Raw genomic sequence first — 23,875 nt, 5'->3', positions numbered from 1 at the left:
AGGAGGCGACTCATGAGCGCAGTAGAGGCGGCCCCGGCCGAGGACCAGGGCGCCGCACCCGGCACGGAAGAGAAGCCGATCCACATCCTCTGGATCAACGCGGGCCTGAGCTGCGACGGCGACTCGGTGGCCCTGACCGCCGCCATGCAGCCCAGCATCGAGGAGATCGCCCTCGCGGGACTCCCGGGGCTGCCCAGGATCGCCGTCCACTGGCCGCTGATCGACTTCGAGTGCGGTCCGGTCGGCGGCGCCGACACGTTCATCGAATGGTTCTTCAAGGGGGAGCGGGGCGAGATCGACCCGTTCGTGCTGGTCGTCGAGGGATCCATCCCGAACGAGGCCATCAAGCAGGAGGGCTACTGGTGCGGCTTCGGCGACGACCCGGAGACCGGCCAGCCCATCACCACCAGCGAATGGATCGACCGGCTGGCGCCCAAGGCCCTCGCCGTGGTCGCGATCGGCACCTGCGCCACGTACGGCGGCATCCACGCCATGGCCGGCAACCCGACCGGCGCGATGGGCGTGCCCGACTATCTCGGCTGGGACTGGAAGTCCCACGCGGGCATCCCGATCGTGTGCGTGCCCGGCTGCCCCATCCAGCCGGACAACTTCGCGGAGACGCTGACCTACCTGCTCTACCAGGCGGCCGGCTCCGCGCCCATGATCCCGCTGGACGACAAGCTCCGCCCGAACTGGCTGTTCGGGGCCACCGTGCACGAGGGCTGCGACCGGGCCGGCTACTACGAGCAGGGCCAGTTCGCCTCGACGTACGACTCGCCCAAGTGCCTGGTCAAGCTCGGCTGCTGGGGCCCCGTCGTCAAGTGCAACGTCCCCAAGCGCGGCTGGATGAACGGCATCGGCGGCTGTCCGAACGTCGGCGGCATCTGCATCGCGTGCACGATGCCCGGATTCCCGGACAAGTTCATGCCGTTCATGGACGAACCTCCCGGCGGCAAGGTCTCCAGCACCGCCAGCGGCGTGTACGGCTCCGTCATCCGCCGCCTGCGGACCATCACGGCCAGGACCGTGGACAAGGAGCCGAAGTGGCGGCACACCGGCGAGCGGATCACCACCGGCTACCGGCCGCCCTGGTGACGTGACGGCGTCGGGCCACCACCGCAGGACCACCATCCAACCCACTGTTCGCGCAGTCGAAGAGTTTGACGAAGGGCACCACAGCGACCATGGCATCTCCGGCGAAGACGACGGGTGACGGCTCCGGGCTTGTGGAGATGGCGTGGGATCCCATCACCCGGATCGTGGGCAGCCTCGGCATCCACACGAAGATCGATTTCAAGCAGAAGCGGGTCGCGGAGTGCTACAGCACGTCCTCCGTCTTCCGTGGCTACAGCGTCTTCATGCGCGGCAAGGACCCGCGCGACGCGCACTTCATCACCAGCCGCATCTGCGGCATCTGCGGTGACAACCACGCCACCTGCTCGGTGTACGCGCAGAACATGGCGTACGGCGTGAAGCCCCCGCACCTCGGCGAGTGGATCATCAACCTCGGCGAGTCCGCCGAGTACATGTTCGACCACAACATCTTCCAGGAGAACCTGGTCGGGGTCGACTACTGCGAGAAGATGGTCCGCGAGACCAACCCCGGCGTCCTGGAGCTGGCCGAGCGCACCGAGGCGCCGCACGCCGCCGAGCACGGCTACCGCACCATCGCGGACATCATGCGCTCCCTCAACCCGCTCGAGGGCGAGTTCTACCGCGAGGCCCTCCAGGTCAGCCGCTACACCCGGGAGATGTTCTGTCTCATGGAGGGGCGGCACGTCCATCCCTCCACCCTCTACCCGGGCGGCGTCGGCACGATCGCCTCCGTGCAGCTGTTCACCGACTACATGAGCCGCCTCATGCGCTACGTGGAGTTCATGAAGCGCGTCGTCCCGCTCCACGACGACCTCTTCGACTTCTTCTACGAGGCGCTGCCCGGCTACGAGGAGGTCGGCCGCCGCCGCGTGCTGCTCGGCTGCTGGGGCGCGCTCAACGACCCCGAGTACTGCGACTTCACCTACGCCAACATGACCGACTGGGGCCGGCGGATGTTCGTCACGCCCGGCGTCGTCGTCGACGGCAAGCTGGTCACCAACGACCTCACCCAGATCAACCTGGGCATCCGCATCCTGCTCGGCAGCTCCTACTACGAGGACTGGCAGGGCCAGGAGCAGTTCGTCACCCACGACCCGCTGGGCAACCCGGTCGACCCGCGCCACCCGTGGAACCAGCACACCATCCCGGCCCCGCAGAAGCGGAACTTCGACGACAAGTACAGCTGGGTCATGTCCCCGCGCTGGTTCGACGGCAAGGACCACCTCGCCCTGGACACCGGCGGCGGCCCCATCGCCCGCCTGTGGTCCACCGCGCTGTCCGGGCTCGTCGACATCGGCTACATCAAGGCCACCGGCCACAGCGTCGTCATCAACCTGCCCCGCACCATGACCAAGCCGGAGACCACCTTCGAGTGGAAGATCCCGCGGTGGAGCAACGCCCTGGAACGCAACCGCGCCCGGACCTACTTCCAGGCGTACGCGGCCGCCGTCGCCCTGCACTGCGCCGAGAAGGGCCTGGAGGAGGTCCGCGCCGGACGCACCCAGACCTGGGAGAAGTTCGACGTGCCGGACGAGTCCATCGGAGTCGGCTTCACCGAGGCCGTACGCGGCGTCCTCTCGCACCACATGGTCATCAGGGACGGCAAGATCGCCAACTACCACCCCTATCCGCCCACGCCGTGGAACGCCTCCACGCGGGACACCTTCGGCACGCCCGGCCCGTACGAGGACGCCGTCCAGAACACCCCGATCTTCGAGGAGAACCCGCCCGAGAACTTCAAGGGCATCGACATCATGCGCGCCGTGCGCAGCTTCGACCCGTGCCTGCCGTGCGGCGTCCACATGTACACCGGCAACGGCAGGACCGTGAAGCAGATGCACGTGCCCACCGGCCTGAGCGGACTGGCCGGATGAGCACGACCACCGCCGAACAGGCGGGCCGACGGGTCGAGGAGGTCCTGGACCGGCTGGCCGAGAACGGCGACGCCGAGACCCGCGCCGCCGCGGAGGAACTCGTCCGCGTCCTCATGGAGTTCTACGGCGGCGGCATCGCCCGCGTCGTCGAGCTCCTCGGCCGCCCCGCCGCCCGCCCGCCCGCCGACCCGCTGGCCCCGCTGCTCGCCGACGAACTCGTCGCGAGCCTCCTCACCCTGCACGGACTGCACCCCGAGGACGCGCCGACCCGGATCGAGCGCGCCCTGGCCGCCCTGCCGCAGCCCGTGGAGAACGCCGGATTCGACCCGGACACCGGCGTCCTCAGGCTGCGGGTCACCGGCTCCTCCGGCTGCGGCTGCTCCGGCACCCAGGAGTCCCTCCGGCAGACGGCCGTGGACACCCTCGCCTGCTTCGCGCCCGAGGTGACCGGCGTGGAGCTGGAGAGCGCCGCCCCCAGCGAACCGGCACTGCTCCAGATCGGCCGCCGTCCCTCGCTCGCCGGCGCGGACGGCCGTTCCCCGGCCGCCCGGTGAACGGGCCGCCGAGCGGCGCCGTCCGGCAACCGGCGCCCACCGGCCTGCGCCGGTTCACCACGCCCCGCCCGCCCCGCGAGGAGCGCTGCGAACTGTGCGGCGCCCCGCTGGCGGCCGAGGAACGGCACCCGCACCTCGTCGACACCGACAAGCGGGCCCTGGTCTGCGCCTGCGGTCCCTGCGCGCAGCTCATGGACCGCTCCGCCGCGTCCCCCGGGCGCTTCCGCGCGGTCCCCGGCCGCTTCCTCGGCGACCCGGAACACCGGATCGACGACCGGACCTGGGAGGCGCTGCGCATCCCGGTCGCGGTCGCGTTCTTCTTCCACAACTCCGCCCTCGGCCGGCCGGTGGCGCTCTACCCGAGCCCCGCCGGCGCCACCGAGAGCGAAGCGGACGACGCGGCCTGGCGGTCCCTCCTCGACGCCACCCGGCTCGCCGCCGACCTCGAACCCGACGTCGAGGCCCTGCTGCTGCGCCGCCACGAGGGCCGCACCGAGTGCTTCCTCGTGCCGGTCGACCTCTGCTACGAACTGGTGGGCCGCATGCGACTGCACTGGCAGGGCTTCGACGGAGGCGCCGAGGCGCGCGCGGACCTCGACGCCGTCTTCGCCCACGTCCGCGGCCTGGCCCGCGCACCGCAGGGGAGCAGGCCGTGACCGAGTTCTCCTTCGCCTGCGTCGACGTCCGGGCCGACGCCTACGCGGCCGGACCCACGCTGGTCTTCCGGCTGCGGATCACCGCCACCGCGGGCACCCGGGTCCACGCCATGGCCCTGCGCTGCCAGATCCGGATCGAACCCGCCCGGCGCGGCTACGACGACGAAGAGGCCGCGGCCCTGGCCGACCTGTTCGGCGAACGCTCCCGATGGGGCAGCACCCTCCACCCGGTCCAGTTCGCCCACGCCTCCGTCATGGTGCCCGGCTTCACCGGCGAGACCGAGACCGACCTCGTCGTGCCCTGCACCTACGACACCGACATCGCCGCGTCCCGCTACCTCCGGGCGCTGGCCGACGGCGAGGTCCCGCTGCTCCTGCTCTTCTCCGGCACCGCCTTCACCGGCGCCGGCGGCTTCCACGTCGAACCCGTTCCCTGGGACAGGGAGGTCTCCCACCGCATGCCCGTCAAGGTGTGGCGCGAGATGATCGACCAGCACTTCCCGGGCTGCGGATGGATCCGGCTCCCGGGCGACGCGATGGACGCCCTTCTCGCCTACCGCTCCCGGCGGGCCCTCCCGTCCTGGGAGGCCACCGTCGAGTCCCTGCTCGAAGCGGCGGGGGAGAGGACACGATGACCACCGTCGCCTTCAGCCCGGGCACCGAGGCCCGCTTCGCCGTCGCCCGGCACGTCGCCGACGCCGTCCTCTTCGAGGGCTACGTCCTCTACCCGTACCGTGCGTCCGCCGCCAAGAACCGGCTCCGCTGGCAGTTCGGCGTCCTGGTGCCGCCGTCCTGGAGCGCGGCCGCGGAGGAGCACGACTTCCAGCTCACCGAATGCCTCATGGAGCCCAGGGCCGGCGCCGAACTCGCCGTGGAGGTCCGCTTCCTGCGCGCCCAGCGCCGCACCGTGGAGGAACGGGGCGCGGACGGCCGCTTCGCCCCGACCGGCGAACTGCGCCTGCCCGACCGGGTCCTGGTGCCCTGGGACGAGGGCGTCGAGGAGCGCGTCACCCTCGTCGTACCCGTGGCCGACCTGCGCGGCGACGGCACCGTCCTGCCCTTCACCCGCCCCGCCGCCGAGGAGGCGGAGGACGTCACCGACACCGACGGACGCGTCCTCGGCCGTCTCGTGCGCCGCCGCGAGGAGATCAGCGGCACGCTGCGGATCTCGGCGGCCGAACTCGACGGCCCCTACCGCGTCGAGCGCCTCTCGGTCACCGTGGAGAACACCAGTGCCTGGACCGCCGGCCCGGACACCGACCGCCACGCGGCACTGCCCCACTCCCTCGTCGCCACCCACACCCTGCTCCGCCTCGACGGCGGCTCGTTCCTGTCGATGACCGACCCGCCGGAATGGGCCAAGGGCGCCGTCGCCGCCTGCCGCAACCTGCACACCTGGCCCGTCCTGGCCGGCGAACCAGGCCACGACGACCTGATGCTCTCCTCGCCGATCATCCTGGAGGACCACCCGGCCATCGCGCCCGAGAGCCCCGGCGCCCTCTACGACGCCACCGAGATCGACGAGATCCTCGCGCTGCGCACGGCCGCCCTCACCGACGAGGAGAAACGAGAGGCCAGAGGCACCGACGCCCGCGCGGCCGCGGTCATCGAACTCGCCGACACCATGCCGCCCGAGGTCCTCGAACGACTGCACGGAGCGGTACGCGGCCTGAAGGACCTCACCGGACCGCCGGCGCCCGGCTCCTCGGACGTCCTCGAACCGCAAACGCCCTGGTGGGACCCGGGCGGCGACACCACCGTCGACCCGGACACCGACCACGTCCTCGTCGACGGACACCCGGTCCGCGCCGGCAGCAGGGTCGTCCTGCGCCCACGGCTGCGCCGCACGGACGCCCAGGACCTGTTCCTCGACGGGCGCGCCGCGCTGGTCGAGGCGGTCCTCCACGACGTCGACGGCGGCGTCCACGTCGCGGTGACCGTGGAGGACGACCCGGGCGCCGACATCCGCCGCGAACAGGGCCGGTTCCTCTACTTCCAGCCCGACGAGGTCCAGCCCCTGGAGGACGCGTGAACGGCCCCGCGTCCGCGACCCGGGAGCCGGGCACGGCCCGCACCCTCGTGGCCGGGGTCGGCAACATCTTCCTCGGCGACGACGGCTTCGGCGTGGAGACCCTGCGGCGGCTCGCCCGCGAGGAACTCCCGGCCCGCGTCGAGCTGGCCGACGTCGGCGTCCGGGGCGTCCACCTCGCCTACGAACTCCTCGACGGCTGGGACACCCTCGTCCTCGTCGACGTCACCGCCCGCGGCGGCGAGCCGGGGACGCTCTACCTGATCGACGCCTCCGCGCCCGGCGACCGAAGCCACGACGCCGGACCCGCACCGCTCGACGGCCACCGGATGACGCCCGACGCCGTCCTCGCCCTGCTCGACACCCTCTGCGCCGGAACGGGCGCGGCGCCGCCACGGCGGATCCTCGTCGTCGGCTGCGAACCGGCCTGCCTCGACGAAGGCATCGGGCTCAGCCCGCAGGTCGCCGCGGCCGTGCCCGAGGCGGTGCGCATGGTGACCGAACTGGTCCACCAGGAAGCCGTCGTATGAAGACCGAAACGGAGAACGCCATGCCCAGAAACGTCCTCGGCGCCGCAGCCGCCGTCACCGCCGCCCTCGCGGTCGTGGCCGTCGCCGTCGGAGTCCTTCCCGACCTCCGCCGCTATCTGCGCATCAGCAGGATGTGACCCGCCCGCGGGACCGGTGACGGCGGAGGCTGCGTCGAACGGACGACTCCGCCGCCCGGTCCCGGCGTGCCGGGCGCGCCACCGCCGCCCGCCGTCCTCTAATGGCGCCCGAGACGCCCCCGACTCGCCCCGCGCCCAGGACGGAGACCGATGCACGAGATGTCCCTCGCGGTCGCCGTCGTCGACCAGGTCGAGACCGCGGCGAGGTCCCGCGGGGCGGCCGGCGTCAGCAGCGTCGAGCTGGACGTGGGCGAACTCGCGGGCGTCGTCCCGGACGCCCTCGCCTTCTGCTTCGAACTCGCCTGCGCCGGGACCGTCGTCGAGGGCGCCGAACTGATCACCCGTACCGTCCCGGGCAGCGCCCGCTGCGAACCGTGCGCCGAGGTCTGGGCCGTCGGCATGCCGCCGCACCTGCTCTGCCCCGGCTGCGGCGCCGCCGCCGACGCACTCGTCTCCGGCCGTGAACTCCGGATCCGTCAGGTCCGCTGGGCCGACCCGGGGGAGCCGCGCGCGGAACACCGCCCACCGATCACCGAGGAGAGCTGAGCATGTGCCGAGCAGTCGATCTCCAGCGCGCCGTCCTCGCCAAGAACGAGGCCGCGGCACAGATCCTGCGGACCGAACTGACCGCCCGCGGCACCACCGTGGTCAATCTGCTCTCCAGCCCCGGCAGCGGCAAGACCGCCCTGCTGGAGCGTGAACTGCGCCTCGCCGGCGAACGGGGCGTCGCCGCCGCCGCGCTCACCGCCGACCTGGCGACCGAGAACGACGCCCGCCGCCTGGCCCGCTCCGGCGCACCCGTCAAGCAGGTGCTCACCGACGGCCTGTGCCACCTGGAGGCCGACATGGTCGCCCGGCACCTGCACGACTGGCTGCCCGAGTCCACCCGGCTGCTGTTCGTCGAGAACGTCGGCAACCTCGTCTGCCCCGCCGGCTACGACCTCGGCGAGTCGCTCCGGGTCGTGCTCGCCTCGGTCACCGAGGGAGAGGACAAGCCGCTCAAGTACCCCACCGCCTTCGGCCTCGCCCAGCTGGTGATCGTCACCAAGACCGACATGGCCGAGGCCGCCGAGTTCGACGAGACGGCCTTCCGCGCCCACGTGGAGCAGGTCAACCCCGGTGTCGAGGTCGTCCTCAGCTCGGTACGCGACGGCCGGGGCGCCGGAGCGCTCCTCGACCGGGCTCTCGCGGCGGCCGAGGGGAACCGCGTCCACAGCCCGGTGATGGCCCGGGCCGGCGCGTGACCACGGCGCGGCCCGCAGCCCCGGCCCCGGTCCCCGCCCCGGTCCCCGCCTCGTCCGTACGCGCACGCAGCCGCGTGGTCGTCCGCGGAGTGGTGCAGGGCGTGGGCTTCCGCCCCTTCGTCTACGCCCTCGCCACCGGGCTGCGCCTGTCCGGCCACGTCACCAACACGGCGGACGGCGTCGTCGCCGAGGTCGAGGGCGCGCCGGAGGACGTCGCCGCCTTCTGCACCCGCCTCGCGCCCGACGCCCCGCCCCTGGCCCGGGTGGAGTCCGTCGAGGCGACCGAGGTGGCCGCGAGCGGCGGCAGCGGATTCACCATCGTGCCCTCTCCTCAGGGCGGCGCCATCCGCACCCTCGTCCCACCCGACACCGCGACCTGCGACGACTGCCTCGCCGAGCTCGCGGACCCCGCCGACCGGCGGTATCGCCACCCCTTCATCACCTGCACCCACTGCGGCCCGCGGTTCACGATCGTCACGGGCCTGCCGTACGACCGCGTCCACACCACCATGGCCGGCTTCCCGATGTGTCCGGACTGCGCACGCGAGTACGCGGACCCCGCCGACCGGCGCTTCCACGCACAGCCCGTCGCCTGCCCCCGCTGCGGCCCCCGACTGCGCCTGGTCACCTCCCCGGACGCACCCGACCGCCTCGGCGACGCCACGACCGGCTCCGACACCGACCGAGACGTCGGCCTCGCTCGTGGCTCCGGCACCGCCGCCCCAAACGCCTGGCTCACCACCGGCTCCGGCGCCGACCGAAACGCCGGCCCCGCTCCTGGCTCCGGCACCGGCCGAAGCGCCGGCCCGGCCCGCGGCTCCGCCGACGACCCGATCGCCGCCGCGCGCCGGATGCTCGCGGCCGGTGCGATCCTCGCCGTCAAAGGCCTCGGCGGCTATCACCTGGCCTGCGACGCGACCGATCCCGATGCCGTGGCCGAACTGCGCCGCCGCAAGGCGCGCGGTGACAAACCGTTCGCCCTGATGGCGGCGGATCTCGCCGACGTCGAACGCCTCGCCCACCTCGGCCCGCTCGAGCGGGAACTCCTCACCGGCCGGGTCAGGCCCGTCGTCCTGCTGCGCCGCCGCGACGACACCGCACCGCCCCAGGCGCCCGTCCCGGCGCCGGCCGTGGCGCCCGGCAGCCCCGACCTCGGCTTCATGCTCCCGTACACGCCCGTGCACCACCTCCTCCTCGGCCTCGGAGCAGAGGACCGGGAAGGCCCCCGGCTGCTGGTGATGACCAGCGGCAACCGCTCGGGCGAGCCCATCGTCACGGACGACACCGAGGCGCTCACCCGGCTCGCCGGCCTGGCCGACGCCTGGCTGCTGCACGACCGGCCGATCCACGTGCCCTGCGACGACTCGGTCGTCCGCGTCTGCGACGGCGAGCAGCTGACGCTCCGCCGCTCGCGGGGCTACGCACCGCTGCCGGTCGCGCTGCCCGTCGACGTCGCGCCCGCGCTCGCGGTCGGAGGAGACCTGAAGAACACCTTCTGCCTCGGTGCCGGACGCCAGGCGTGGCTCTCCGCCCACATCGGAGACATGGACGACCTCGCCACCCAGCTCGCCCTCACCTCCGCCGAGCGGCAGCTCGAGTCCGTCACGGGCGTGACGCCCGCTCTGCTCGCCGCGGACCGCCACCCGGCCTACCGGTCCACCCGCTGGGCCCGCGACCGTTCCGCCGGGCGGCCCGTCGTCCCCGTACAGCACCACCACGCGCACGTCGCCGCGGCGATGGCCGAGAACGGCCTCGACGGCACGGACCCGGTGATCGGCGTCGCCTTCGACGGCACCGGTCACGGACTCGACGGCGCCGTGTGGGGCGGCGAGTTCCTGCTCGCGGACTACGCCGGCCTCGAACGGTTCGCGCACCTCGCCTACGTACCCCTGCCGGGCGGCGACGCCGCCGTACGACGGCCCTACCGCATGGCCCTGTCCCACCTGCGGGCCGCGGGCCTCGCCGCCGACCCGGCGCTGCCCTGCACGGCCGCCTGCGCCCCCGGCGAACTGGCCGTCCTGGAAAAGCAGTTGGCGCGGCAGCTGAACTGCGTGCCCACCTCCAGCATGGGACGCCTCTTCGACGCCGTCTCCTCCCTCGCGGGCATCTGCCACCACGCCGGATACGAGGCGCAGGCGGCGATCGAGCTGGAGGCCGCGGCCCTGCGCGCACCCGCCGTGGCCGAGGACGCACGCTACGCCTTCCGGCTCGGCCCGCGCCGGGCCGGCGCCCCGCTCACCGCCGACCCCGCGCCCCTGCTCAGGGCCGCGGCCGCCGACGTGCTCGACGGGACGCCCGCGGACGTCGTCGCGGCCCGGTTCCACCACGCCGTGACACGGCTGGTGCGGACGGTCTGCGCCGCCGCCCGCGACGCGACCGGCGTGCGGACCGTCGCCCTGAGCGGAGGAGTCTTCGCCAACACGGTGCTCTCCTCGGCCTGCGCCGAAGGGCTGCGGCAGGACGGCTTCACCGTGCTGCGCCACCGCCTGATCCCGCCGAACGACGGCGGCCTGGCCCTCGGCCAGCTCGTCGTGGCCGCCCGGATCACCGAAGGCGCCGGCGCCGGCACACCACGACGAGAGCGACAGTGAAGGAGAGACACCCATGTGCCTGGCGGTACCAGGAAGAGTGCTGGACGTCGAGGACCGGGACGGCACCCGGATGGCCACGGTCGACTTCGGCGGCGTGGTCAAGGAGGTGTGCCTGGAGTACCTGCCGGACCTGAAACCCGGTGAGTACGCCATCGTCCACGTCGGCTTCGCCCTGCAGCGACTGGACGAGGAGTCGGCCAGGCGGACGCTGGAGCTGTTCGAGAACCTCGGCATGCTCCAGGAGGAGTTCGGCGACCCGTGGGAGTCGGCCGCCGAAGCGAACGGACACGAGCGGCCGGCGCATCAGGGCGTGGCCGGAGAGGCACGGGCGTGAAGTACATCGACGAGTTCCAGGACCCCGCCCTGGCCCGGCGGCTGCTCGACGAGATCCGGGCGACGGTGACCCGGCCCTGGGCGCTGATGGAGGTCTGCGGCGGCCAGACCCACACCATCATCCGGCACGGGATCGACCAACTCCTGCCGCCCGAGATCGAGTTGATCCACGGGCCGGGCTGTCCCGTGTGCGTGACGCCGTTGGAGGTGATCGACAAGGCGCTGGAGATCGCCTCCCGACCCGGCGTGATCTTCTGCTCCTTCGGCGACATGCTCCGGGTCCCCGGCACGGGCCGCGACCTGTTCCAGGTCCGCGGCCAGGGCGGTGACGTCCGGGTCGTCTACTCGCCGCTCGACGCGCTGCGCATCGCCGAGCAGAACCCGGACCGCGAAGTGGTCTTCTTCGGCATCGGCTTCGAGACCACCGCGCCACCCAACGCGATGACGGTCCACCAGGCGCGCAAGCTCGGCATCCGCAACTTCAGCCTGCTCGTCTCCCACGTCCGCGTCCCTCCCGCGATCGAGGCGATCATGCGCTCGCCCGGCTGCCGCGTCCAGGGCTTCCTCGCCGCGGGGCACGTGTGCAGCGTGATGGGCACGGCGGAGTACCCCGAACTCGCCGCACGCCACCGCGTCCCGATCGTCGTCACCGGCTTCGAACCGCTGGACATCCTCGAAGGCGTACGGCGGACGGTGCTCCAACTGGAGCGCGGCGAGCACACCGTCGAGAACGCCTATCCGCGCGCCGTGCTGCCCGAGGGCAACCCGGCCGCCCGGGCGATGCTGGACGACGTCTTCGAGGTGACCGACCGCGCGTGGCGCGGGATCGGCGTCATCCCGGACAGCGGCTGGCGGCTCTCGGAGCGCTACCGCGAACACGACGCCGAGCACCGGTTCTCCGTCGAGGGCATCGACACCCGCGAGCCGGCCGAGTGCCGCAGCGGCGAGGTGCTCCAGGGCCTGCTGAAGCCGCACGAGTGCGAGGCCTTCGGCACGACGTGCACACCGCGCTCCCCGCTCGGCGCCACCATGGTCTCCAGCGAGGGCGCGTGCGCCGCCTACTACCTCTACCGACGGCTCGATCTCGCGGCTCCGTCGGCGACGTCTCCCGCGGTCGGCTCCCCTGCTCTGGAAGGCAGTTCCGTTGTCTGAACTCATGCGCGACACCGCCGAGGCCGAGGCGGCGGCCCGGGCCGAGGCGCCCGACATGCTCGCCTGGACGTGTCCCGCGCCGCTGCGCGAGCAGCCGCGGGTGGTGATGGGCCACGGCGGAGGCGGCGCGCTCTCCGCCGAACTGGTCGAGCACGTCTTCGCGCCCGCCTTCGGCAGCTCAGCGCTCTCGGTCACCACCGACGCCGCGACCGTCGAACTCGGCGGCGCGCGCCTGGCCTTCTCCACCGACTCCTTCGTCGTGCGCCCGCTGTTCTTCCCCGGCGGGAGCATCGGCGACCTGGCCGTCAACGGCACGGTCAACGACCTCGCCATGAGCGGCGCCCGCGCCGCCTACCTCTCCTGCGGCTTCATCCTGGAGGAAGGGGTGGAGACCGACGTCGTGGCCCGGGTGGCGAACGCGCTCGGCGCGGCGGCCCGCGCGGCGGGCGTCCAGGTGGCGACCGGAGACACCAAGGTGGTGGAGGCCGGCCACGGCGACGGCGTCTACGTCAACACCTCCGGCATCGGCCTGATCCCGCCCGGCGTCGACCTGCGGCCCCAGCGCGTCGTACCCGGTGACGTGGTGATCGTCAGCGGCGCCGTCGGGGTCCACGGCGTGGCGATCATGAGCGTACGCGAGGGGCTGGAGTTCGGCGTCGAGATCGAGAGCGACTGCGCCCCGCTCGGCGGCCTGGTCGAGGCCATGCTCGAGGTCACGCCGGACCTGCACGTGCTGCGCGACCCCACGCGAGGCGGCCTCGCGGCCTCGCTCAACGAGATCGCGGCCGCGTCGGGCGCCGGCGTCGTCGTCCAGGAGCGGGCCGTACCCGTTCCCGCTCCCGTGGCCAACGCCTGCGCCGTGCTCGGTCTCGACCCGATGTACGTCGCGAACGAGGGCAAGCTGGTGGCCTTCGTGCCGCGTGCGCGGGCCGAGGAGGTGCTCGCCGCGATGCGCGCGCACCCGCTGGGCGCCGAGGCGGCCGTGATCGGGGAGGCCGTCGAGGCGCATCCGGGCATGGTGGTCGCCCGTACCGGCCTCGGCGGCACGCGCGTGGTGGACATGCCGCTCGGGGAGCAGCTGCCGCGCATCTGCTGAGCGTCAGCCGCGGCCGCCGCCGCGACGGTCCCGTGCGGTGTCGAGGGTCCAGGTGTGGGTGCAGTTCGGACACTGCAGATGGACCTTCGGCCCCTGGTTGGCGATGAGATGGCGCCAGTGCTCCGGACAGTTGCGGCGCTGCGCGCAGGGCCCGCAGCCGCGGGCGTCGTCGCAGCCCGGGCAGGCGACCCAGGCCCGGCGGGCCCGGTCGGCGTGGGGATCAAGAGGAAGCCGCACGGCCCGGCTCCCGTCCCGGCAGCACACCCGCCGCCACCAGCATGGCGTGGATCCTCAGCTGCTCCTCGTCCAGACCCGAGTAGAGCAGGTCGTGCGCGGCCTGCTCCTCGCGCAGCACGGCCACCGGATCCCAGTCGGGCCCCAGCGCCGCCACGACCTCGGCCCGCCGGCGGGCCTCCTCGAGGGTGAGGTCGATGCTGAAGCTGACGTGGTCGGAATCGGAGGCCGGGTTCATGGGAGTGCCTTCGCTGGTGCTTTCGACGGAAATCGAACGGAGTCCGCCACGTCTACCAGAACGGGCACCGGGTACGGAAGGGCGGAAATCACCTCCCGGGCGCCCCGCGCGGGGGGCCGGCGAAGGCGCGGGACCGGGGCGGCGCCGCGACGGGACGGGCCGGGAGAGGCCTCGGCGGGCGTCCTCGCCGCGGGCCGCTGTGGCGCATCTCACCCGTTGCCCAGCGCCGTCACCGCCGGCCTGCCGGGCCGCGCCCGGCGAACCCTGACGAAGGTGCGTGCGGGGTCGCGCGGTGCTGGAATGGAAGGCGCGACGAGCGCGGCCGGGGACCACCGCCGTACGGCCGGAGACCGGCGGCCGCCAGCGAGGAGTCGGTATGAGCGACGACGAACTTTCCGAGATGGGCCCTGTGGACTACCTGGTCCTGGAGTTCCCGGGCAATCGCATGACCGGAGAAGCGCTGCCCCTGCTGCTCGACCTCGTCGAGCGGCGCGTGATCCGCGTCCTGGACCTGTCCTTCGTCCGCAAGGACGAGGACGGCTCGGTCCGGGCGGTGAAGGTCGCCGACATGGACGGCGACGGGACGCTGGACCTGGCCGTCTTCGAAGGCGCCTCCTCCGGCCTGCTCGGCGAGGACGACCTCCAGGAGGCCGCCTCCGTCCTCGAGCCGGGCAACTCCGCGGGCGTCCTCATCTACGAGAACCTCTGGGCCGCGCCGCTGGCGGCCGCCCTGCGCCGCAGCGGAGCGCGCATGGTGGCCAACGGAAGGATCCCGGTCCAGGACCTCCTGGCGAGCCTCGACGCCCTCGAGGCCGGGACCTGATCCGCCTCTCCCGACGACGTCCCGACAACGTCTCGACGACAAGGACTCCGCCATGCCTGGTCTCCTTCGCGGTGTCGCGCGCACCGCGGTCATCTCCGGCACCGCGACCGCCGTGTCCAACCGTGTGTCGCGCCGGCAGGCCGGCCGATGGGCGCAGCAGGACTACGAGCGCGCCGCCCCGGCGTACGCCCAGCCACCGGCACCTCAGCCGCCGGCGCCCGAACCGCCGGCCGGTGACTCGATGGACGCCAAGATCGCCCAGCTGAAGGAACTCGCCCAGCTCAAGGAGCAAGGGGTGCTTTCGGAAGCCGAGTTCCAGACCCAGAAGAGCCGCATCCTCGGCACCTGAACGAGCGGCGCCCGGCGGGCGAGAGCCCCGCCCGGGCGCCTCTTCCTGTCCCTGGAAGAACCCGGGTCTCCCTCTAGAACGGCCGCGATTCCCTTCCCGAGGGCGGTTCGACGCCGACCTCCCGCAGCTGCCGGCCGATGAGCCGGAACGTGCCCCGGACCGGCGCGGTGGCGCGACGTCGACATCCGGCCGGTCCACGGGACGCCACGCCCGTGCGGGTAGCGTGCGGCGCAACGGTGTGCAGGCGGTCGACCGCCGCGATGGAAGGACCCGATGCCGAACGCCCAGCTCGCGGAGGCCCTGTCCGCGACCCTGCTCGTCCTCGTGCTGGCTTGTGCGGTCATCCGGCCCTTCGGGTGGCCGGAGGCGGTCGTGGCCGTCCCGGCCGCCGCCCTGGTGATCGCCACCGGGGCCGTCTCCCTCGACGACGCCCTCGCCGAGGCCGAGCGGCTCGGGCCGGTGATCGGCTTCCTGGCGGCCGTCCTGGTGCTGGCTCAGCTCTGCGACGAGGAAGGGCTGTTCCAGGCCTGCGGGGCGTGGATGGCGCGTACGGCGGCGGGCCGGCCGCGCCGGCTGCTCGCCCAGGTGTTCCTGGCCGCGTCGGCGATCACCGCCGTGCTCAGTCTGGACGCCACGGTCGTGCTCCTGACACCGGTGGTGTTCGCCACCGCGGCCCGGATCGGCGCCCGTCCCAAACCGCACGTGTACGCCTGCACCCACCTGTCCAACACGGCCTCCCTGCTGCTGCCGGTCTCCAACCTCACCAACCTCCTGGCCTTCGCGGCCAGCGGGCTCAGCTTCACTCGGTTCGCCGCCCTGATGGCCTTGCCGTGGGCCGCCGCGATTGCTGTCGAGTACCTGGTCTTCCGGCGCTTCTTCGCCACCGACCTGGACGCGGGAGCGTCGGCCCCCGCCGTCGTCGAGCCGCCACCGCTGCCGCTGTTCGCCCTGGTGACCGTGGGATGCACGCTCGCGGGCTTCGTGCTGACCTCGGTGGTCGGCGTCGACCCGGCGTGGGCCGCCCTGGCAGGGGCACTCGCCCTCGCCGTACGGGCCCTCGTCCGCCGCCGCACCACTCCCCGGGCGCTGGTCCGCGCCGCCTCCGTGCCCTTCCTCGCCTTCGTCCTGGCCCTCGGGATCGTGGTCCTGGCGGTGGTGGACAACGGCCTCGACGACGCCCTCGGGCACCTGATCCCCGACGGCACCGGCCTGCCGGACCTTCTCGCCCTCGCCGGACTGGCCGCCGTCCTCGCGAACGTCATCAACAACCTGCCCGCCGTCCTGGTGCTCCTGCCACTGGCCGCCCCGTCGGGGCCCGGCGCCGTCCTCGCCGTGCTGCTCGGGGTGAACATCGGCCCCAACCTCACCTACGCCGGCTCGCTGGCCACCCTGCTGTGGCGGCGTATCGTCCACGCCCACGACGGCGAGGTGGAGCTGAAGGAGTTCACCCGGCTCGGCGTGTACGCGGTACCCACGAGCCTGGCCGCCGCCGTGCTGGCACTGTGGCTCTCGCTGACCGTCGTCGGAGGAGGCTGAAGCCATGGCCGTGGTCGTCTGGATCGTCGAGGGGACGTGGCGCGCCTGCGTGGACGCCGCCCGCGCGCACACCCCGGCGGACGCCGAGATCGTCCTCCTGCACGTCACTCCCGCCGACGTCCCGGGCGCCGCGCACGGCGCCTTCGCCGGGCTCCTCGGCCGCGGCCACCCCACGGGGCAGCGCCCGGCCGAGGGCTGGGGGAGGGATCCCGGCACGCGTCTGGAACACCTCGCCGCCACCTCCGCGCGGCAGCTGCTCCAGGACGCCGCCGACCGCCTGGACCGCCCGTGCGCGCGCGTCGAACGCACCGGCCGCGTCGAGCGCGAGGTCGTCGCCGCGGCCGAGGGCGGCGAGCTGCTGATCCTGGCCCGGGACGGCGACCGCACCCACCTCGGACCGCACAGCCTCGGGCCCGCCGCACGCTTCGTCGTCGACCACGCCCCCTGCCCGGTGCTGCTCGTGTGGCCCGAACCGCCCCCGGGCCTGCCCACCCTGCCGCCCCCTCCTCCGGGTCACGCCGTCTGACGGACGACGTGGACACCGGCCACAGGCCTCGGATCTCAGTAGCCGTAGATCATCTTGTAGGCGACCTCCGGGAGGAACTGACCGGCCGTGGAACCGGTCCCGACGCCGCAGTCGCCGTCGGACTCGCCCGGAGCCTTGATCCACAGCAGCATCTCCGCGCCGCCACCCAGCTGAGTTGGCGTGCCGATGCGGCGGCCCGCGGCGTTGCACCACTCGCCGTCGGAGCCGTTGCCGTTGCGGCTGGTGTCGACGACGAACGGCTTGGTGTAGCCGTAGCGGGCGGCCAGTTCCCTGTTGACGGCGTTGCCGTAGGCGGTGTTCTGGGCTGTGGTGTGGTAGTTCGAGATGTTGAGGGAGAAGCCGTGCGCCTGGGGGAGCCCGGCTTCGTGGAGGTGCTGGGCCATCGTGGCCGCGCTCACCCAGCCGGGGTTGCCGGCGTCGAGGTAGACCCAGGTGTGAGGGGCCTGACGGTTGAACTCGGCGAGGGCGCCGCTGATCATGCCCTGACGCTCGCGGACCTGGGCCTCGCTCATGCAGCTGTAGTCCGCGAGGGAGTCCGGTTCGAGGACGACGACGGCCGGGCGGCCGGCGATCCCGCCGGCGAACTGGGCGATCCAGCTCGCGTAGGCGGACGGGGAGGAGGCGCCGCCTCCGGACTGCCCGCCGCAGTGGTCGCGGTGGTAGATGTTGTAGGCGACCAGGACGGGCAGTTTGTCCCCGCGGTCCGCAGCCCCGACGTACGCGCCCGTGGCGGTGCCGATGGTGCCGCTCCAGGAGCCGAACCAGCGGGCCATGGGCGTGTTGGCGAGGGACGCGCTGATGGCGGCCGCCCGGCCGTCACCCGGGTGGGCGGCGACCCATTGCCTCGCGCTCGAGTTCGGGTCCACGTAGAACCCGCTGGTCATGGTGGTCGGATCGGCCGCGTGGGCGGGCGGCGCGACGGCGAGTGCCGAGGGGAGCGCGAGGAGGGCTGCCGCGAGGGCGCGGATACGGCGGCGCATGAAGGTACCTCGATTCCTGACGGGGGACGCGCCGCACCGCGGGAGGCGGTGGTACGGCACCTCCGGACGCGCCCCATGGGTGTTAACGCTCACAACTTCGGAGTCGATACTCCCTCATCGACCCGCTCCCGCGCATCAAGAACGCGTAACAGCCGTACAGACCCTTGAGTTACAACTCTGTTAGCGCTCACAATGTGTCGCATTCGTCAGCCGGCCGATCGCCGGGGCCGACACCTCGTCCTGCCTCGCCCGGCCTCGACCGCCCCTGCGCAGCCACGCCTTGACCCGGCCCGTCTCCTTCAGAGCTCCGCCTGGTACGACGCATGTCCCGAGAGGAACCACGCCATGGCCCACAGAACCCTCCGCGTCATCGCCGCCGCCGCCCTGGCCGGCAGTGTGCTGACCGCCTGCACCACCGAGCCCGCGACCACCGGTGCCGCCGGCGGCGCCGCCAAGGGCTCCTCCGGCGGCAAGCTGGTGCTCGGGTTCGCCCAGGTAGGAGCCGAGAGCGGCTGGCGCACGGCCAACACCACGTCCGTACGCGAGGCGGCCGAGAAGGCCGGCATCACGCTGAAGTTCTCCGACGCGCAGCAGAAGCAGGAGAACCAGATCAAGGCGATCCGGACCTTCATCCAGCAGAAGGTGGACGTCATCGCCTTCTCGCCGGTGGTGGAGTCCGGCTGGGACACCGTCCTGAAGGAGGCCAAGAACGCCGGCATCCCGGTGATCCTCACCGATCGCGCCGTCGACTCGCAGGACACCTCCCTCTATCAGACCTTCCTCGGCTCCGACTTCGTCAAGGAGGGGCAGGAGGCCGGCAAGTGGCTCGTGAAGGAGTACGCGGGCACCTCCGCGCCGGTCAACGTCGTCGAACTCCAGGGCACCACCGGCTCCGCACCCGCCAACGACCGCAAGGCCGGCTTCGCCGACGTCATCAAGGGCGATCCCAAGTTCAAGGTCGTCGCCTCCCAGACCGGGGACTTCACCCGGGCCAAGGGCAAGGAGGTCATGCAGGCCTTCCTCAAGTCCCACGAGGACATCGACGTCCTGTACGCCCACAACGACGACATGGCCCTCGGCGCCATCCAGGCCATCGAGGAGGCGGGCAAGAAGCCGGGCACCGACATCAAGGTGATCTCCGTCGACGGCATCAAGGACGCCTTCGTCGCCATGCGGGAGAAGAAGATCAACGTGGTGGTCGAGTGCAACCCGCTCCTCGGAGACCAGCTCATGGAACTCGCCAGGAAGGTCGCGGCGGGAGAGAGCGTCCCGCGGCGGGTCGAGGTCAAGGAGGGCGTCTTCACCCAGGACCAGGCCGCGGCCGCCCTGCCCGGCCGCCAGTACTGACCTACCGCCCGCACCGGACCGGCGGCGGCCCGCACGCCGCCCCGGATCCTCAAGGAGAGGAGGGCGGATGGCAGCCCCACCCAGCCCCCGCACACCCCCACGCACCGACCGGCCGGTGCTCGAGGCCCACGGCATCCGCAAGACCTTCCCCGGCGTCGTCGCCCTCGACGGCGTCGACCTGCGGCTCTTCCCGGGCGAGGTCCACGCGCTGATGGGGGAGAACGGCGCCGGCAAGTCGACCCTCATCAAGGTGCTCACCGGGGTCCATCCGCCCGACGCCGGAGCGGTCCTCGTCGACGGCAGCCCCCAGCGGTTCGCCGAACCGCTGGAAGCCCAGCACGCCGGGATCAGCACGGTCTACCAGGAGGTGAACCTGTGCCCCAACCTCTCCGTCGCCGAGAACATCCTCATCGGCCGTGAACCCCGGCGCCTGGGACTCGTCCACTGGTCGGCCCTCCACCGGTGCGCGGCACGGCTCGTCACCGAGCTGGAACTCGACCTCGACGTCCGCCTGCCACTGAGCGCGCACTCCCTCGCCGTCCAGCAACTCGTGGCGATCGTACGGGCCGTGGACGTCCAGGCGAAGGTCCTCGTCCTCGACGAGCCCACCTCCAGCCTCGACCGGGACGAAGTCGCCCAGCTGTTCGCCCTGGTGCGCCGGCTGCGCGACCGGGGCGTCGCGGTCGTCTTCGTCACCCACTTCCTCGACCAGGTCTTCGACCTGTGCGACCGGGTGACCGTCCTGCGCAACGGACGCCTCGAGGGCGAGTACCGGATCGACGAGCTGACACCCGTCACCCTCGTCCACCGCATGATCGGCAGCGAACTCCGCGCCCTGGACGAGCTCGCCGAGACCTCCCAGACCGGCACCGCCACCACCGGCGACCGGACGGACACCCCGTTCCTCAGCGCCCGCGGGCTCGCCAGGACCGGCGCCGTCCAGCCGTACGACCTCGACATCCACCGCGGCGAGGTCGTCGGCCTCGCCGGACTCCTCGGCTCCGGACGCACCGAGGCGGCCCGGCTGCTCTTCGGCGCCGACCACGCCGACGCGGGAGAGCTCCGGATCGACGGCGAGCGCGCCGCCCTGCGCTCACCGCGCGCCGCGATCGCCCGCAAGATCGCCTTCTGCTCGGAGAACCGCAAGGCCGAGGGCCTCATCGGCGAACTCACGGTCCGCGAGAACATCGTGCTCGCCCTCCAGGCCGCACGCGGCTGGACCAAACCCCTCTCACGGACCCGGCAGGACGAGATCGCCGCCCGGTGGATCGAGGTCCTCGACATCCGCCCGGCCGCGCCCGAGGCCCAGGTCCGCAACCTCAGCGGCGGCAACCAGCAGAAGGTGCTCCTCGCCCGGTGGCTGCTCACCGATCCCGAGCTGCTCATCCTGGACGAACCCACCCGGGGCATCGACATCGGCGCGAAGACGGAGATCCAGCGCCTGGTGACCCGGCTCGCCGCGGAGGGCACGGCGGTCCTCTACATCTCCGCCGAGCTGGAGGAAGTCCTGCGGCTGAGCCACCGGGTCGGCGTCCTGCGCGACCACCGCCTCGTCGCCACCCTCCCCAACGACACGACCCTGACGCCCGACCGCATCCTGGGCACCATTGCCACCGGAGCCACCTCATGACCCCACCTGACGACACCGGCGCCGGTACGCGTCCGGCCCGGGCGCCCGGCACCCGGCGGCTCACCGGACACCCTCTGTTCTGGCCCGCCGCTGTCCTCGCCGCCCTGCTGCTCGGAAACGTCGCGCTCACCCACGACTTCCTCGCCGTCCGCGTCCAGAACGGGCACCTGTACGGCAGCCTCGTCGACATCCTCCAGTTCGGCGCCCCGCTGATCCTCGTCTCGCTCGGCATGACGCTGGTCATCGCGACCCGGGGCATCGACCTCTCGGTCGGCTCGACGGTCGCCATCGCCGGAGCCCTCGCGTGCGAGCACATCACCTCGGCGGCCGATCCCGGCAGCCTCTCCACCGTGTTCACCGCGATCGTGATCGCGCTCGGCGTCGCCGCCGCGATCGGCCTGCTCAACGGCTTCCTCGTCGCCCGTCTCGGCGTCCAGCCCATCGTCGCCACGCTGGTGCTCATGGTCGCCGGGCGGGGCGTGGCCCAGCTCATCACCGACGGTCAGATCATCAGCGTGTCCAGCCCCGCCTACAAGATGATCGGCGGCGGCTACTGGCTCACCCTCCCCTTCGCCGTCCTGCTCGCCGCCACGCTCGTCGCCCTGACCTCCTTCGTCACCCGGCGGACCGCCCTCGGCATGCTCATCGAATCGGTGGGCGGCAACCCGGTGGCGAGCCGTCTCGTCGGCATCCGGGCGTCCGGACTCCTCGTCACCGTGTACGTCGTCAGCGCCCTGTGCGCCGCGGTGGCCGGCCTGATGATCAGCTCCAACGTGTCCAGCGCCGACGGCAACAACGCGGGCCTCTGGATCGAACTCGACGCGATCCTCGCCGTCGTCGTCGGCGGCACCGCCCTCACCGGCGGCCGCTTCTCCCTCGGCGGCACGGTCCTCGGCGCCCTGATCATCCAGACCCTCTCGACCACGATCTACACCCTCGGCGTACCGCCGGAGACCACCCTCGTCTTCAAGGCCCTGGTCGTCATCGTCGTCTGTCTCGTCCAGTCGCCCGCGTTCCGCGCACGGCTCTCCCGCAAGCGCGGCAGGCGCGGACCGGTCGCACCGGTGCCGGCCCCCGCCGCCGCCGACGTGACGGCCCGCCGGCAGGAGGTCCACCCGTGAGCACCACCCTCAGCTCCCTCACCCGGCCGCTCCAGCGGTTCTCGGTACGGCACGCCACCCGCCTCCCGCTCATCGTGACGGCCACCCTGCTGGTCGCGATGTTCTCGGTCGGCTCCCTGAACTACGAAGGCTTCTTCTCCGCCCAGGTCCTGCTCAACGTCCTGATCGACAACGGCTTCCTGCTCGTCGTCGCCATTGGCATGACCTTCGTCATCCTCACCGGCGGAATCGACCTGTCCGTCGGCTCCGTGGTGGCCCTCTCCGCCATGCTGACGGCCTGGCTCGTCGAACAGAACGGCCTGCCGCTCGCCCTCGCGGTGCCCGTGGTCCTGCTCGTCGGCGCCGGCGGCGGAGCCCTGATGGGCTGGGTGATCCACACCTTCGAGATCCAGCCCTTCATCGTCACCCTCGCGGGCATGTTCCTCGCCCGCGGCCTCTGCTACACGATCAGCACCGAGTCCATCTCCCTCACCGACCCGGTGACCACGCGGATCGCCCAGACGCGGGTGCTCCTGCCCGGGGGCCTGTTCGTCTCACCCGCCGTCGTCATCGCCGTCGTCGTGCTCGCGCTCGCCTTCGTCGTCCTGCACCACACCCGCTTCGGCCGGACCGTCTACGCCCTGGGCGGCAGCGAGACCTCGGCCCGTCTCATGGGCCTGCCCGTAGGACGCACCAAGATCGCGGTGTACGCCGTGAGCGGTCTGTGCTCCGCCCTCGGCGGTCTGCTGCTGACCTTCTACATGCTGTCGGGCTACGCCCTGCACGCCGTCGGCATGGAACTCGACGCCATCGCGGCCGCCGTCATCGGAGGGACCCTGCTCACCGGAGGCTCCGGTTTCGTCCTGGGCACCGCGCTGGGCGTGGCGGTCCTCGGACTGATCCAGACCGTCATCAGCTTCCAGGGCACGCTCAGCTCGTGGTGGACGCGCATCGTCATCGGCGGCCTGCTGCTGGTCTTCATCCTCCTCCAGCGGCTCTTCGGCGGAGCCCGCCCGGCGGGATGACCTCCCGGTGCGACCGCCCGCGAACGAACGCGCCCGGAAAGGGGGCAGGGACTCCCTGCCCCCTTTCCGGGCCGTACCCCACCCCGGACAAGGAACTCCCATGACCCCGTCCTCCCGCTCTCCCTTCACCGGAGGCCCACCCGTCCGCCGCCCCGGCACGGACTCCGGGCAACGATGGACCTTCGGCTTTCCCGACGGCCTCACGGCGGAGGTGGACACCCGCGGCGCCCGGCTCCACGCGCTGCGGGCGCCGGACCGGCACGGCACCCCGGCCGACGTCGTCCTCGCTCCCCGCGACCCGGCTCGGCCGGCCACCGCCGCCCGCTACTTCGGCGCCACCGTGGGCCGCTACGCCAACCGCATCGCCCGAGGTGCTGACCACGGAGCCCGGCCTCCAGGTCTACACCGCGGGCCAGTTCGACGGAACGGTCCTCGGCAAGAGCGGTACGCCCTACCGGGCGGGCGCCGGCATCGCGCTGGAGACCCAGCACTTCCCCGACTCCCCGAACCGCCCCGGCGATCCGTCCGTGGTGCTGCGCCCCGGCGAGGAGTACCGGTCGAGGACGGTCCTGCGGTTCCGCACCCGAGGCTGACCGCGGAACCCAACGCTGACCGCGGAACCCAACGCTGACCGCGGACGAACACGTCGACACGGCCGTGGGGGGCGGGGGGGGGGGGGGGGGGGGCGGGGGGGGCGGGCCGGGGGGGGGGGGGGCGCGCCCGGCCGTGTTTCGCCGCGACGAAAACTACCCCGCGCGCGGCACCACGCCCGAGG

Annotated in this window: 25 protein-coding genes and 2 pseudogenes; 24 read left to right on the top strand and 3 right to left on the bottom strand. The window is 72.7% G+C overall.

Translation table 11 applies throughout. The annotated features are described in order from the left end of the window. Positions 1-12 precede the first annotated feature (12 nt). The 14 genes from ACIGO8_RS30045 to hypE all read left to right on the top strand — a co-directional run bounded on the left by ACIGO8_RS30045 (position 13) and on the right by hypE (position 13,291). A complete protein-coding gene (locus ACIGO8_RS30045) occupies positions 13-1,095 on the top strand; it encodes a hydrogenase expression protein HypE (protein WP_399737204.1) in 1,083 nt (360 codons plus the stop codon). A gap of 89 nt (positions 1,096-1,184) precedes the next feature. Next, positions 1,185-2,969 (top strand): nickel-dependent hydrogenase large subunit, encoded by a 1,785-nt coding sequence (locus tag ACIGO8_RS30040; RefSeq protein ID WP_399737202.1) that lies wholly within the window; start codon positions 1,185-1,187, stop codon positions 2,967-2,969. Continuing rightward, positions 2,966-3,523 carry a hypothetical protein gene (locus ACIGO8_RS30035; protein ID WP_399737200.1) on the top strand — a complete coding sequence of 186 codons (558 nt, stop codon included), beginning with the start codon at positions 2,966-2,968 and terminating at the stop codon, positions 3,521-3,523. Before ACIGO8_RS30040 ends, ACIGO8_RS30035 begins: the two co-directional genes overlap by 4 nt. Beyond that, the gene (locus ACIGO8_RS30030) at positions 3,520-4,179 is read left to right on the top strand and encodes a DUF5947 family protein (protein WP_399737198.1); all 660 of its coding nucleotides are present in this window, start codon (positions 3,520-3,522) and stop codon (positions 4,177-4,179) included. The genes ACIGO8_RS30035 and ACIGO8_RS30030 overlap by 4 nt, the downstream gene beginning before the upstream one ends. Continuing rightward, on the top strand, positions 4,176-4,814 hold the full coding sequence (locus tag ACIGO8_RS30025) for a DUF6084 family protein (RefSeq protein ID WP_399737196.1): 639 nt from the start codon (positions 4,176-4,178) through the stop codon (positions 4,812-4,814). Before ACIGO8_RS30030 ends, ACIGO8_RS30025 begins: the two co-directional genes overlap by 4 nt. Next, positions 4,811-6,211 (top strand): hypothetical protein, encoded by a 1,401-nt coding sequence (locus ACIGO8_RS30020; RefSeq protein WP_399737194.1) that lies wholly within the window; start codon positions 4,811-4,813, stop codon positions 6,209-6,211. Before ACIGO8_RS30025 ends, ACIGO8_RS30020 begins: the two co-directional genes overlap by 4 nt. Further along, positions 6,208-6,738 (top strand): hydrogenase maturation protease, encoded by a 531-nt coding sequence (locus tag ACIGO8_RS30015; protein ID WP_399737192.1) that lies wholly within the window; start codon positions 6,208-6,210, stop codon positions 6,736-6,738. The genes ACIGO8_RS30020 and ACIGO8_RS30015 overlap by 4 nt, the downstream gene beginning before the upstream one ends. Then, on the top strand, positions 6,735-6,875 hold the full coding sequence (locus ACIGO8_RS30010) for a DUF6893 family small protein (protein WP_399737190.1): 141 nt from the start codon (positions 6,735-6,737) through the stop codon (positions 6,873-6,875). Before ACIGO8_RS30015 ends, ACIGO8_RS30010 begins: the two co-directional genes overlap by 4 nt. Before the next feature lie 150 nt (positions 6,876-7,025). Then, positions 7,026-7,421, top strand: coding sequence for a hydrogenase maturation nickel metallochaperone HypA (locus ACIGO8_RS30005; RefSeq protein WP_399737188.1), 396 nt, complete (start codon positions 7,026-7,028; stop codon positions 7,419-7,421). 2 nt (positions 7,422-7,423) lie between these two features. Then, a complete protein-coding gene (gene hypB / locus ACIGO8_RS30000) occupies positions 7,424-8,119 on the top strand; it encodes a hydrogenase nickel incorporation protein HypB (protein ID WP_399737186.1) in 696 nt (231 codons plus the stop codon). Then, positions 8,116-10,710 carry a carbamoyltransferase HypF gene (gene hypF, locus ACIGO8_RS29995; protein ID WP_399737184.1) on the top strand — a complete coding sequence of 865 codons (2,595 nt, stop codon included), beginning with the start codon at positions 8,116-8,118 and terminating at the stop codon, positions 10,708-10,710. The genes hypB and hypF overlap by 4 nt, the downstream gene beginning before the upstream one ends. 13 nt (positions 10,711-10,723) lie before the next feature. Beyond that, positions 10,724-11,044, top strand: a complete 321-nt coding sequence (locus ACIGO8_RS29990; protein ID WP_399737182.1) for a HypC/HybG/HupF family hydrogenase formation chaperone — start codon at positions 10,724-10,726, stop codon at positions 11,042-11,044. Then, entirely contained in the window at positions 11,041-12,195 is a 1,155-nt protein-coding gene (gene hypD / locus ACIGO8_RS29985; protein ID WP_399737180.1) for a hydrogenase formation protein HypD, read from the top strand. Before ACIGO8_RS29990 ends, hypD begins: the two co-directional genes overlap by 4 nt. A gap of 4 nt (positions 12,196-12,199) precedes the next feature. Continuing rightward, the gene (hypE, locus tag ACIGO8_RS29980; protein WP_399737178.1) at positions 12,200-13,291 is read left to right on the top strand and encodes a hydrogenase expression/formation protein HypE; all 1,092 of its coding nucleotides are present in this window, start codon (positions 12,200-12,202) and stop codon (positions 13,289-13,291) included. A gap of 3 nt (positions 13,292-13,294) precedes the next feature. On the opposite strand, the gene ACIGO8_RS29975 is transcribed toward hypE, so the two are convergent. Next, positions 13,295-13,528 (bottom strand): hypothetical protein, encoded by a 234-nt coding sequence (locus ACIGO8_RS29975; RefSeq protein ID WP_399737176.1) that lies wholly within the window; start codon positions 13,526-13,528, stop codon positions 13,295-13,297. Beyond that, on the bottom strand, positions 13,512-13,763 hold the full coding sequence (locus ACIGO8_RS29970) for a DUF6400 family protein (RefSeq protein ID WP_399737174.1): 252 nt from the start codon (positions 13,761-13,763) through the stop codon (positions 13,512-13,514). The genes ACIGO8_RS29975 and ACIGO8_RS29970 overlap by 17 nt, the downstream gene beginning before the upstream one ends. Before the next feature lie 376 nt (positions 13,764-14,139). Between ACIGO8_RS29970 and ACIGO8_RS29965 the strand changes: the two genes are divergently transcribed. The 4 genes from ACIGO8_RS29965 (at position 14,140) to ACIGO8_RS29950 (ending at position 16,997) form a co-directional block, all read left to right on the top strand. Next, on the top strand, positions 14,140-14,586 hold the full coding sequence (locus ACIGO8_RS29965) for a DUF6325 family protein (protein WP_399737172.1): 447 nt from the start codon (positions 14,140-14,142) through the stop codon (positions 14,584-14,586). A gap of 52 nt (positions 14,587-14,638) precedes the next feature. Next, positions 14,639-14,935 carry an SHOCT domain-containing protein gene (locus ACIGO8_RS29960; protein ID WP_399737170.1) on the top strand — a complete coding sequence of 99 codons (297 nt, stop codon included), beginning with the start codon at positions 14,639-14,641 and terminating at the stop codon, positions 14,933-14,935. A 273-nt stretch (positions 14,936-15,208) separates the two neighbouring features. Then, positions 15,209-16,471, top strand: coding sequence for an SLC13 family permease (locus ACIGO8_RS29955; RefSeq protein WP_399737168.1), 1,263 nt, complete (start codon positions 15,209-15,211; stop codon positions 16,469-16,471). 4 nt (positions 16,472-16,475) lie between these two features. Continuing rightward, on the top strand, positions 16,476-16,997 hold the full coding sequence (locus tag ACIGO8_RS29950) for a universal stress protein (RefSeq protein ID WP_399737166.1): 522 nt from the start codon (positions 16,476-16,478) through the stop codon (positions 16,995-16,997). Between the two features lie 35 nt (positions 16,998-17,032). On the opposite strand, the gene ACIGO8_RS29945 is transcribed toward ACIGO8_RS29950, so the two are convergent. Continuing rightward, positions 17,033-17,998, bottom strand: coding sequence for a glycoside hydrolase family 6 protein (locus ACIGO8_RS29945; protein ID WP_399737164.1), 966 nt, complete (start codon positions 17,996-17,998; stop codon positions 17,033-17,035). 345 nt (positions 17,999-18,343) lie between these two features. On the opposite strand from ACIGO8_RS29945, the gene ACIGO8_RS29940 reads away from it, so the two are divergent. The 6 genes and pseudogenes from ACIGO8_RS29940 to ACIGO8_RS29915 all read left to right on the top strand — a co-directional run. Further along, on the top strand, positions 18,344-19,345 hold the full coding sequence (locus ACIGO8_RS29940) for an ABC transporter substrate-binding protein (protein WP_399737162.1): 1,002 nt from the start codon (positions 18,344-18,346) through the stop codon (positions 19,343-19,345). 67 nt (positions 19,346-19,412) lie between these two features. Continuing rightward, positions 19,413-20,975 carry a sugar ABC transporter ATP-binding protein gene (locus tag ACIGO8_RS29935; protein ID WP_399737160.1) on the top strand — a complete coding sequence of 521 codons (1,563 nt, stop codon included), beginning with the start codon at positions 19,413-19,415 and terminating at the stop codon, positions 20,973-20,975. Beyond that, positions 20,972-22,096: an ABC transporter permease gene (locus ACIGO8_RS29930; RefSeq protein ID WP_399737158.1), complete on the top strand. Its 1,125-nt coding sequence runs from the start codon at positions 20,972-20,974 to the stop codon at positions 22,094-22,096. The genes ACIGO8_RS29935 and ACIGO8_RS29930 overlap by 4 nt, the downstream gene beginning before the upstream one ends. Then, a complete protein-coding gene (gene yjfF / locus ACIGO8_RS29925) occupies positions 22,093-23,100 on the top strand; it encodes a galactofuranose ABC transporter, permease protein YjfF (RefSeq protein ID WP_399737156.1) in 1,008 nt (335 codons plus the stop codon). Before ACIGO8_RS29930 ends, yjfF begins: the two co-directional genes overlap by 4 nt. Positions 23,101-23,200: 100 nt before the next feature. Then, positions 23,201-23,413: pseudogene (locus tag ACIGO8_RS29920) on the top strand (galactose-1-epimerase); the annotation flags it as partial. A 55-nt stretch (positions 23,414-23,468) separates the two neighbouring features. Continuing rightward, positions 23,469-23,693, top strand: a pseudogene (locus ACIGO8_RS29915) (galactose-1-epimerase); the annotation flags it as partial. Positions 23,694-23,875: the final 182 nt, after the last annotated feature.

Source organism: Streptomyces sp. NPDC053493 (assembly GCF_044544825.1).
In the GTDB taxonomy this organism is placed as follows: domain Bacteria; phylum Actinomycetota; class Actinomycetes; order Streptomycetales; family Streptomycetaceae; genus Streptomyces.
Note: the sequence above shows the minus strand (reverse complement) of the source record. Positions and strands in the feature narration are given on the sequence as shown.

Excerpts from the sequence above, each read along its gene's own strand:
- ACIGO8_RS30045 (WP_399737204.1), top strand. The coding sequence starts at position 13 with ATGAGCGCAGTAGAGGCGGCCCCGGCCGAGGACCAGGGCGCCGCACCC.
- ACIGO8_RS30040 (WP_399737202.1), top strand. The coding sequence starts at position 1,185 with ATGGCATCTCCGGCGAAGACGACGGGTGACGGCTCCGGGCTTGTGGAG.
- ACIGO8_RS30035 (WP_399737200.1), top strand. The coding sequence starts at position 2,966 with ATGAGCACGACCACCGCCGAACAGGCGGGCCGACGGGTCGAGGAGGTC.
- ACIGO8_RS30020 (WP_399737194.1), top strand. The coding sequence starts at position 4,811 with ATGACCACCGTCGCCTTCAGCCCGGGCACCGAGGCCCGCTTCGCCGTC.
- ACIGO8_RS30010 (WP_399737190.1), top strand. The coding sequence starts at position 6,735 with ATGAAGACCGAAACGGAGAACGCCATGCCCAGAAACGTCCTCGGCGCC.
- ACIGO8_RS30005 (WP_399737188.1), top strand. The coding sequence starts at position 7,026 with ATGCACGAGATGTCCCTCGCGGTCGCCGTCGTCGACCAGGTCGAGACC.
- hypB (WP_399737186.1), top strand. The coding sequence starts at position 7,424 with ATGTGCCGAGCAGTCGATCTCCAGCGCGCCGTCCTCGCCAAGAACGAG.
- ACIGO8_RS29990 (WP_399737182.1), top strand. The coding sequence starts at position 10,724 with ATGTGCCTGGCGGTACCAGGAAGAGTGCTGGACGTCGAGGACCGGGAC.
- hypE (WP_399737178.1), top strand. The coding sequence starts at position 12,200 with ATGCGCGACACCGCCGAGGCCGAGGCGGCGGCCCGGGCCGAGGCGCCC.
- ACIGO8_RS29970 (WP_399737174.1), bottom strand. The coding sequence starts at position 13,763 with ATGAACCCGGCCTCCGATTCCGACCACGTCAGCTTCAGCATCGACCTC.
- ACIGO8_RS29965 (WP_399737172.1), top strand. The coding sequence starts at position 14,140 with ATGAGCGACGACGAACTTTCCGAGATGGGCCCTGTGGACTACCTGGTC.
- ACIGO8_RS29960 (WP_399737170.1), top strand. The coding sequence starts at position 14,639 with ATGCCTGGTCTCCTTCGCGGTGTCGCGCGCACCGCGGTCATCTCCGGC.
- ACIGO8_RS29955 (WP_399737168.1), top strand. The coding sequence starts at position 15,209 with ATGCCGAACGCCCAGCTCGCGGAGGCCCTGTCCGCGACCCTGCTCGTC.
- ACIGO8_RS29950 (WP_399737166.1), top strand. The coding sequence starts at position 16,476 with ATGGCCGTGGTCGTCTGGATCGTCGAGGGGACGTGGCGCGCCTGCGTG.
- ACIGO8_RS29945 (WP_399737164.1), bottom strand. The coding sequence starts at position 17,998 with ATGCGCCGCCGTATCCGCGCCCTCGCGGCAGCCCTCCTCGCGCTCCCC.
- ACIGO8_RS29940 (WP_399737162.1), top strand. The coding sequence starts at position 18,344 with ATGGCCCACAGAACCCTCCGCGTCATCGCCGCCGCCGCCCTGGCCGGC.
- ACIGO8_RS29935 (WP_399737160.1), top strand. The coding sequence starts at position 19,413 with ATGGCAGCCCCACCCAGCCCCCGCACACCCCCACGCACCGACCGGCCG.
- ACIGO8_RS29930 (WP_399737158.1), top strand. The coding sequence starts at position 20,972 with ATGACCCCACCTGACGACACCGGCGCCGGTACGCGTCCGGCCCGGGCG.